The sequence below is a fragment of the Enterobacter cloacae complex sp. XAL002 genome (assembly GCF_049236805.1).
Taxonomy (GTDB): domain Bacteria; phylum Pseudomonadota; class Gammaproteobacteria; order Enterobacterales; family Enterobacteriaceae; genus Enterobacter; species Enterobacter intestinihominis.
This window is the reverse complement of record NZ_JBMKJN010000045.1, coordinates 1-7,055: the sequence shown is the minus strand read 5'-3', so window position 1 is coordinate 7,055 and position 7,055 is coordinate 1. Positions and strand designations below refer to the sequence as shown.

Annotated in this window: 14 protein-coding genes; 13 read left to right on the top strand and 1 reads right to left on the bottom strand. The window is 43.8% G+C overall.

Annotation, left to right across the window (positions count from 1 at the left end; all coding sequences use genetic code 11):
* The 13 genes from ACOT0L_RS23500 to ACOT0L_RS23440 all read left to right on the top strand — a co-directional run.
* On the top strand, positions 1 to 315 hold a 315-nt coding region (locus tag ACOT0L_RS23500), incomplete at its 5' end, for a toxic anion resistance protein (protein ID WP_421626145.1).
* Positions 305 to 1,198, top strand: a complete 894-nt coding sequence (locus ACOT0L_RS23495; RefSeq protein WP_000252081.1) for a hypothetical protein — start codon at positions 305 to 307, stop codon at positions 1,196 to 1,198. The genes ACOT0L_RS23500 and ACOT0L_RS23495, both read left to right, overlap by 11 nt.
* A 174-nt stretch (positions 1,199 to 1,372) precedes the next feature.
* The gene (locus ACOT0L_RS23490; RefSeq protein WP_000336109.1) at positions 1,373 to 1,600 is read left to right on the top strand and encodes a hypothetical protein; all 228 of its coding nucleotides are present in this window, start codon (positions 1,373 to 1,375) and stop codon (positions 1,598 to 1,600) included.
* 178 nt (positions 1,601 to 1,778) lie between these two features.
* On the top strand, positions 1,779 to 2,099 hold the full coding sequence (locus ACOT0L_RS23485) for a hypothetical protein (RefSeq protein WP_000071366.1): 321 nt from the start codon (positions 1,779 to 1,781) through the stop codon (positions 2,097 to 2,099).
* Between the two features lie 516 nt (positions 2,100 to 2,615).
* A complete protein-coding gene (locus tag ACOT0L_RS23480) occupies positions 2,616 to 2,927 on the top strand; it encodes a DUF957 domain-containing protein (RefSeq protein ID WP_001165367.1) in 312 nt (103 codons plus the stop codon).
* Positions 2,928 to 2,931: 4 nt separating this feature from the next.
* Positions 2,932 to 3,423 (top strand): DUF3085 domain-containing protein, encoded by a 492-nt coding sequence (locus ACOT0L_RS23475; protein WP_001371932.1) that lies wholly within the window; start codon positions 2,932 to 2,934, stop codon positions 3,421 to 3,423.
* A gap of 552 nt (positions 3,424 to 3,975) precedes the next feature.
* Complete coding sequence (locus ACOT0L_RS23470; protein WP_000781547.1) at positions 3,976 to 4,179, top strand: hypothetical protein; 204 nt, start codon at positions 3,976 to 3,978, stop codon at positions 4,177 to 4,179.
* Positions 4,180 to 4,233: 54 nt separating this feature from the next.
* A complete protein-coding gene (locus tag ACOT0L_RS23465) occupies positions 4,234 to 4,458 on the top strand; it encodes a hypothetical protein (RefSeq protein ID WP_000551490.1) in 225 nt (74 codons plus the stop codon).
* A 39-nt stretch (positions 4,459 to 4,497) separates the two neighbouring features.
* A complete protein-coding gene (locus ACOT0L_RS23460; protein ID WP_000814953.1) occupies positions 4,498 to 4,698 on the top strand; it encodes a hypothetical protein in 201 nt (66 codons plus the stop codon).
* 222 nt (positions 4,699 to 4,920) lie between these two features.
* Positions 4,921 to 5,232, top strand: coding sequence for a hypothetical protein (locus ACOT0L_RS23455; protein ID WP_000633161.1), 312 nt, complete (start codon positions 4,921 to 4,923; stop codon positions 5,230 to 5,232).
* 53 nt (positions 5,233 to 5,285) lie between these two features.
* Positions 5,286 to 5,462, top strand: a complete 177-nt coding sequence (locus tag ACOT0L_RS23450) for a hypothetical protein (protein ID WP_000802040.1) — start codon at positions 5,286 to 5,288, stop codon at positions 5,460 to 5,462.
* Between the two features lie 145 nt (positions 5,463 to 5,607).
* Complete coding sequence (locus tag ACOT0L_RS23445) at positions 5,608 to 5,889, top strand: hypothetical protein (RefSeq protein ID WP_000703842.1); 282 nt, start codon at positions 5,608 to 5,610, stop codon at positions 5,887 to 5,889.
* A gap of 216 nt (positions 5,890 to 6,105) precedes the next feature.
* Positions 6,106 to 6,711 carry a hypothetical protein gene (locus ACOT0L_RS23440; RefSeq protein ID WP_000137794.1) on the top strand — a complete coding sequence of 202 codons (606 nt, stop codon included), beginning with the start codon at positions 6,106 to 6,108 and terminating at the stop codon, positions 6,709 to 6,711.
* A gap of 148 nt (positions 6,712 to 6,859) precedes the next feature.
* On the opposite strand, the gene ACOT0L_RS23435 is transcribed toward ACOT0L_RS23440, so the two are convergent.
* On the bottom strand, positions 6,860 to 7,055 hold a 196-nt coding region (locus ACOT0L_RS23435), incomplete at its 5' end, for a hypothetical protein (RefSeq protein ID WP_241164283.1).

Sequence of the window (7,055 nt, the reverse complement as noted above, 5' to 3'; positions counted from 1 at the left end):
GCTCCATCAGCAAAAGGGGATGATAAGTTTATCACCACCGACTATTTGCAACAGTGCCACAATGAGTTACTCCGTAGTAATGCAAAATTACTGCATCGCAATGCAGTAGAAACTATGAAAGCAAACCAACGGCTGGTTATTGATATAAGCACCCTTAAAGAGGTGCAGGATACGCTTATCCAGACGGTTGGCGATGTTGTTAAAATCCAGAGAGAAGGGGCTATTAAGCTCAGGGAAACAGAAAAACAGGTTCTTGCCATGCGTGAGAATTTGCGCACCCGACTGACACAAAAAGGGGTAGATCATGGTGCGTAACCTTAAGAGTAGTGACGATTTTTCCCGTGAACTGTCATTTCTTTTTCACCGGTCTATAAAGATTAGAAATTCAGGTTTCGCGATATTTGGTGCGGGCCTGCTGATAATGATTTTTGGTCTTTGCTTGTGGTTGCTGTCATTACACCTCTCACCTTCAGTTCTGGACTTTGATATTGATGTGCCCTTGTCATTCTTCAATTCATCTGAAGGTGAAGATAAGTTAGTGGTTTCGGATTTTGGCGATGCATTTGGAGGCTTCCTAACTACATATTCTAAGTTGCTATTAGGGATTATGGGGCTATTAGTAGTTTCTTCAACTGCCTTTAAAATTTTAAAGGGGGAGGAAATAGGTGAGATATTCCCGATGCTTCTAATTGCTGGCGCTTTTCTTATCGGCTTGTCAGTTTTTACATCTGCTTTAGGTTCGGAAGAGACTGATGCCACTTCAGCTTCGACTGTAAAGGTTATCAAGAAATATGTAAAACATGAAAAATACGATAAACTTGTCGCATATTTAAATGATAGTAATTGGCCCTCAGGCGAAGAGGTATCTGTAAACTATTTAAAGGCGCAACTACATATAAAACTCGGCAAGCCAGATGTGAAGTTAACACAGAATGTTGTTAGGGCGTATATGTCTGGTGTATTACAGTCAAATATTCCCGTGAAAGTTCGTTATGCATTGGAAAAGACAGCTTTAGATAAATCCGTCTCACCACTTGCGATTCGTTATGAGCAAAAACGTATGTCTAAATCACATACCTTTTCAAAAGCGTCGGTTAATTGTCTTAAAGTAGGTAGTCCCGTCGCATTCGTTGGCGTTTTGTTCGCTCTTCTTGGTATAAAAATCAGGCGGCGAGTCAGATTCTTAGAATCAAATTGAATGAAAGCCCGGTACGCTGGGCTTTTTTATTCAGTAACTTTTATCAAATATGTAGTAATTTACCGGAATCTGCTTCTCCAGCTTGTTAGCTGAAAAGCTTACTCAAGTATAATAATCTACTTCTGATTATGTTTTTTATGGTTTTATTTTTACACAACTTATTAAGGATACATGATGTGTAACTTTACTCCTGTTCAAATTATTGCTGATTATATACTGAGGTTTCTTAAAAATAATACTGATGCCAAGCTTTATGAGGCAATGCAGCGTCTTGAAAAGAAAATTGGTCAGTTTGTCGCTGATGGGGTTGATGAACATCAATTACGCTCTTCATTAAGCAAAGTCTGTCGATCTCGTTCCAGGGCGGCTCTTAAAGAGGAGTGTGAACAACTCATTCCATAAAAAGAACATCATACGGGAAAGTTACTTTAACGGTGAATGGCTCGCTTCTGGCGGTTTAAGTTGACGGCCATTCCTACCATAGCCATCATAAAGTATGATTAGCATTCGAGTGTGGCACTACTAATTTTAATGGGCTACGCATTCAGTCTCCACCTCTCTAACTATAAAGGTTCTTTTCATGTCCAATAGCTTCGATAAGCCGCAAACGCTCCCGGTACATAATTCTGATGCCGAACCCTTTTTTCCGAAAAACCTTGGTCCATTTATCGAGCAGGTATCCGGAAGGGATCTGGCAATGCTCACAGAATCAGAGAAGGAAAAACTTGCGCACCTGATCAGAACTGGGCGTAAATATGGAGTTTCTGTCGCTATCGTTCCTGATACAGATTCTGCTGAGCTTCATGAATTACTGTCTAATGCCGATTCCATTGAAAGGCAGTTTTCCATCTATGAACGCATCCAGACGAAGATTGCGTTCACGCGGTGTCAGGAAGCATAAACAAAGTGAGAAATACAACTACGTGGTATGACGTAGAACATATTGAAATCACCACAGGCGAGCGAGGCGGCAGGATATGGGTGCTGAAGCTCTCCTGTGGCCATACAGTATTTCGCCGAATACCTCCTATACGTCTTCATAACCTCACAGCTTTTTCTCTGCGGGAGCCCCCAGAAAAATGTCGGTGCTCTCTTTGCAATTCAAGTCCATAATAAAGCCTTTTTAAAGGCCACAAACTGCATATCACAGGATAAATCATCCTCTACAGCGTTCATTCTTAAACGCAAAATTTATATTTCATTCATTCTATTTTAAAAGCGTTATAAAAGACGGAATCCTATTTAGTCTGTTTGATGCTTAAATCATCTTCAGTGCCTTTTATCTTTTACCCAGCGACTTTAACATTAACCTGAGCAGAAAACTTGTTTTCAAACTAAGTTCGAAAACTTTCTGCTCAGGTTATTAGCCGGGTAAGCCACTTTGTTATATTTGTTTCATGTTAACAGAGGAGGCGATATGCAAATTGAAAAGGTGATGTCATTACTTGAAGTGCTTTCAAGCTGGCTTGAAGATAACATCAATATGGATTCTGAAATTATCTTTGATAATGACGAAGATAATACCAACTCAGAAATTCTGTATCCTGCTGTAGAAAAGGCTAATGCCGTTTTGCGCAAAATGGCATCTTTATCTTCAGATTCTGTTCATGCAATTCGACAGCGCTTGCAGCTTGCCGTAGAAGGCAAAGCTGAATTGTCCCTCAAGGATGTGGGAGAGCTTCTGCTGGCAACAAAGTATCTGATGTTGTCCACTGAAGAGGGAGAGTAAGCCTGTGACCACTCTCGTATTTGAAATGGCAGATATCAATAAACTGATCGAAGAAATTCGCACCGCAAAAACGTTTTCGGTCACCCCAGATCAGATCTATGACCCGGCATGCTATCCGGGGGGAGCCCTCCTTAACGCTGAGGGACAGACTGAAGAAGAGGCGCGTAAAGCTGGTAGGGTTTTCTTTCCCTCATCCTCAAAAATTGCCAGCACACATCTGGTGCCAAAAGTGCTTCTCGCGCACAGTCATGGTGTATACCTGATCACTAATGCTGAGCTTGAGGGCTCTCCCGCATCCCGCGATACTGTGGCTTACGCCCAGGGGATGAATCCAAAACTGGATGAGGACTGGGATTACGCTTGTGATGCCGCTTTGGGTGGGTCTGATTGTAGCTATACCATTCCCGTTGAGTGGCTGGAGTTAGCGGTAGAGCAGGGTTTTCAGGAGTTTCGACTTCGAATGAGTGAAACCAATATCAAACTTGTCAGCAAATAGTATGTCCTTGCTGTTTCCAGTCAAACATTGTCCGCCAGTCGAGCTGCTGGCGGATTGTTTTATATAAGGCCGGGAAGGTATGTCAGGTTTAAGCAGTTCCGCCCAGAAGCTTACAAGGGCGCAGATTTACGTGTTAAGACGGATGGCATCCGGCACGATCTATGATATCTCTGGCAATTTCAGACGGGCCAGAGAACGGCGTACGTTTATGGGGAATCCTGATGATGTGACGTGCAGGAGCTCTCCGGTCCTGTTCCGGCTGGGCCTCGTGGAGTTATGCCAGCCAGTAAGGCATCTGGAGCCAGGTTTATACTATCGGCTCAAGTTGAGCTCCTCAGGGCATGAAGCTCTTAAGGCGAACGCACACCTCTAACATTTGAGATAGTTCGTTCGCAGCCAGGAAAGTAACTTTCATCTCAAGTGTGACCCTTACTACCTCATTTATGAGTAAAACCCCCCTCTGATATGTCGAAAATGCTCATTTATACGAAAATAGTTTCTCTTCAGGTGTGATGTAATTACTGAGAATTCTCCCTGAATGGAAGGCAACCGATGAAAATGTTTTTTACCCCTTATGTTCGTATCGTTTTCTATTTTTGCGCATTGATTTTTATTGTTTACAGTTTCAGTGATTTTTTCCAGGGCGTCCCTGACAGCACCTTCTTCAGTGCGGTCATCACGCTACTTGTTATCGGAACCATTGTTGCCCGGCATCTGGATCGCAAAAAATCTCTCAAATATACTTCACAGATTTAAGTTTCCACTCAGGCCACTCTCGGGTGGCTTTTATAATTTAATAAGGACCGGTTCATGCATAACCACGAAATTCAGACCATTGCTATATTTAGTGCCCAGTATAAAAACATCGAAGATGCTGAAAATGCAGGTGCTTTATATTCAGTAGATATTGAATATCCGATGACACTAAATGATTTATCGCGGCTTTGCGACTCTATTGCCGAAGCAGTAGGTGTGCCTGGCGGCGTCAAATACCAGTTCGTGTCCCAGCCGGAAGCGCATGAAACCAGCTTCTGATAACCAGTAACCAAACTGCCTAAAAGCAGGTGCAAAGCCATGAAACAAACAAAGTCTTCTATGTCACGTATTGTGCAGCTGTACGACGGGAGCCGATACGGAAACTGCGAGCAGGCTGATAACGAAGGAGAGCTTTTTACGGTGGTGTTGAATAAGCCTTCGCAGATCGATGACATCCGTAAAATCGTAGACACAACCGCCGAAGTACTTGGCAAAGCTTTGCCAGTACTCCTCTTTTAAAGCTTACATCCGTGAAGGATAATTACGGTCTTACTACTTTCAGTTTTTCATTCCAGTGCCGTCCATTTTAATTTATCGATTTTAAGCGGTCGGCGCTATTTCATTGTTTCTTTTCCGACTGTAATTCCTTATATATAGGAATATTTCAAAGAATTTATCTCAGGTTATTTGTGGCGTGGTGCCAGTTGTTATAATGATTCCACATAATCTGGAGAGTCAATCATGATCACATCTCTAATGAATTTCCGCGATTTAACCGGAGAGGCAGTCATCCAGGCGCGGCAATGCGTTATTAATGCTGAGATCGAAGCGGCCCGGGAAAAGGTAATTCATGCTCGTTCGTTATTCAAAGCGGGTATACATAATGTTGTAAACGGTAGTTCTGGCATTAAGGCTGCGGCAGCACATTTTCTGGTGATAAAACGTTTACAGACTGACACTCGGTATCTGGACGCGGTTATCACTGATAACCTTTGCATGTTTTCTCCTGAGGGTTATCTGTATCTGTTTATGCAACAACGTTATTTCCTATAAAACAATGGGTTAGGTAAGTATCTTTCCATTAAAAACATTAAAAAGGTGACTTGATGAAACCATTTGGACTTGCCGGAAAACCCCGGCCCGAACCTTGCGGCTGCTGCTGGTATACCCGTGAGGACTGCCCTTACGTCAGCGCAAAACAGATCTATCGCCGCAGGCAGCGCAAGGCAGAACGCCAGCGTCAGCGCAGCACCATTGTGATGGCCGTTTCTGAATTTCGCTGACCTCTTCTGGAAATATCATTTTTTCTCCAGAAGAATTTTAAAATAAAGGGAAATCTTTTCACGGGTATCTGATGTTTATTGTTTATGGTAAATTGCGCCACATTAATTGTTTGTGGCGCAGTTCGTGATGGCTTAAGGATATAATATGAAAATCAGCCAGCTGGAATCCGGGATGCAGGTTTGGTCTGTAACCCGTACCAAAATGGGAAATACCACCATTTCAACGGTCATTGTCCACCCCGTTGTCATTATTGAAATTCATGATAACCATGTGATTGCTCGCTGGAACGGCAATGCACCACGTCGGTTTGGAGAAACGGCTATCAGGGGCTGGAAGAAGGAGAAGCCACTGCTTGTCCGTGAGCCTTTCGGAAATGTTCGTCTGGCCACCCGGGCTGAAAAAACCGCTATGCAGGAAAAAGAGTAATACCCCCTTTTAGCACCCACAATTTCACCGTCCATCTGCCTTTAACCTTGCCTGTTATTAACGGAATCCTTTCTGACTGGGCGGATCCCACGCATAACCTGAACTGTTGGCTAACCGTCTTACAGCCAAATTCCCTCCTTTATCTGGCAGGAGTGCGTCCGTGAGCTCTGTATGATCTACGTGTTTGTTAAGTAGAGCACATAACAGGAGTGGGGTATGACTGAATTAAATAAAAGCCCGTCCGGTTTTTCCGGAGCTGATGTCAGTAAAGAACAGGCTGCCATAAGGGCACTTGTAGAAAGAGTAGTGACCAACTATCGCAGCCGGACAGCACCTGATCGGGTTCAAAAGGCTTCGGTAGCGTTTAATGGGGGATTAATCCTGACCCTGATGCTGGCCTTGACGCTATTGGGCTACCTTGTGGCGGAATTGCTCAGGGGGTATGTTGCGGATAGTTCACCCTATGTGCCCGGTCTAAGTTATTCGCAATTTTCGATGCTTATGGTCGTTGAGCTGTGTCTATGCTTTCTTGCATGGTTTTTGGTTGTCACAGGGGACTATCCCCGGCCGTGGATATTTCAGGTAGTCCCGATGGAGCAGTACTGGTTCTTTGACGAAGTGGATGACGACGATCTTGCCCGGCTTTCCTGTAACCCTTACATCAAGCGCTGGCTACTTGATGAAATGTCCGGTATTCATCGACTGACCTACACGAGGCTGCATGATCGACTGGAGCGCATCTGTAATATTGCATCCCATCTCGAATACAGCCGTATTCAGGCACATAAGATTTCCCTAATCAACGGAAGCAGTGCCTCCTGATCCTACCATTGCATCCGGAAATTAAACGGGCAGGAACTGCACTGTATGTTCCGACCCAGCAGCTGCCCGTTACCCTTTTCTTTAGTATAAAATGACTTTCGCCGACAACCGGAAGTGAATCATGTCAAATAAATGAAAAATCAGTAATTTATGTAGGCGGGGTGTTTGGCTGATCAGGGCAGGGTGGTATAATAACGCTGGTGCTGGAGGCTTTTGCCCCAGCCAGCGGTAACACTGTTTGACTGTGGTAAAAGCAGAAAGCCCCGAGTAATTTTTCAATTAACCTGTACTGCACCCATTTTGTTGGACGATGAAATGGAATAGTCCCTGATATGTCAAAGCCA

Excerpts from the sequence above, each read along its gene's own strand:
- ACOT0L_RS23495 (WP_000252081.1), top strand. The coding sequence starts at position 305 with ATGGTGCGTAACCTTAAGAGTAGTGACGATTTTTCCCGTGAACTGTCA.
- ACOT0L_RS23490 (WP_000336109.1), top strand. The coding sequence starts at position 1,373 with ATGTGTAACTTTACTCCTGTTCAAATTATTGCTGATTATATACTGAGG.
- ACOT0L_RS23485 (WP_000071366.1), top strand. The coding sequence starts at position 1,779 with ATGTCCAATAGCTTCGATAAGCCGCAAACGCTCCCGGTACATAATTCT.
- ACOT0L_RS23480 (WP_001165367.1), top strand. The coding sequence starts at position 2,616 with ATGCAAATTGAAAAGGTGATGTCATTACTTGAAGTGCTTTCAAGCTGG.
- ACOT0L_RS23470 (WP_000781547.1), top strand. The coding sequence starts at position 3,976 with ATGAAAATGTTTTTTACCCCTTATGTTCGTATCGTTTTCTATTTTTGC.
- ACOT0L_RS23465 (WP_000551490.1), top strand. The coding sequence starts at position 4,234 with ATGCATAACCACGAAATTCAGACCATTGCTATATTTAGTGCCCAGTAT.
- ACOT0L_RS23460 (WP_000814953.1), top strand. The coding sequence starts at position 4,498 with ATGAAACAAACAAAGTCTTCTATGTCACGTATTGTGCAGCTGTACGAC.
- ACOT0L_RS23455 (WP_000633161.1), top strand. The coding sequence starts at position 4,921 with ATGATCACATCTCTAATGAATTTCCGCGATTTAACCGGAGAGGCAGTC.
- ACOT0L_RS23450 (WP_000802040.1), top strand. The coding sequence starts at position 5,286 with ATGAAACCATTTGGACTTGCCGGAAAACCCCGGCCCGAACCTTGCGGC.
- ACOT0L_RS23445 (WP_000703842.1), top strand. The coding sequence starts at position 5,608 with ATGAAAATCAGCCAGCTGGAATCCGGGATGCAGGTTTGGTCTGTAACC.
- ACOT0L_RS23440 (WP_000137794.1), top strand. The coding sequence starts at position 6,106 with ATGACTGAATTAAATAAAAGCCCGTCCGGTTTTTCCGGAGCTGATGTC.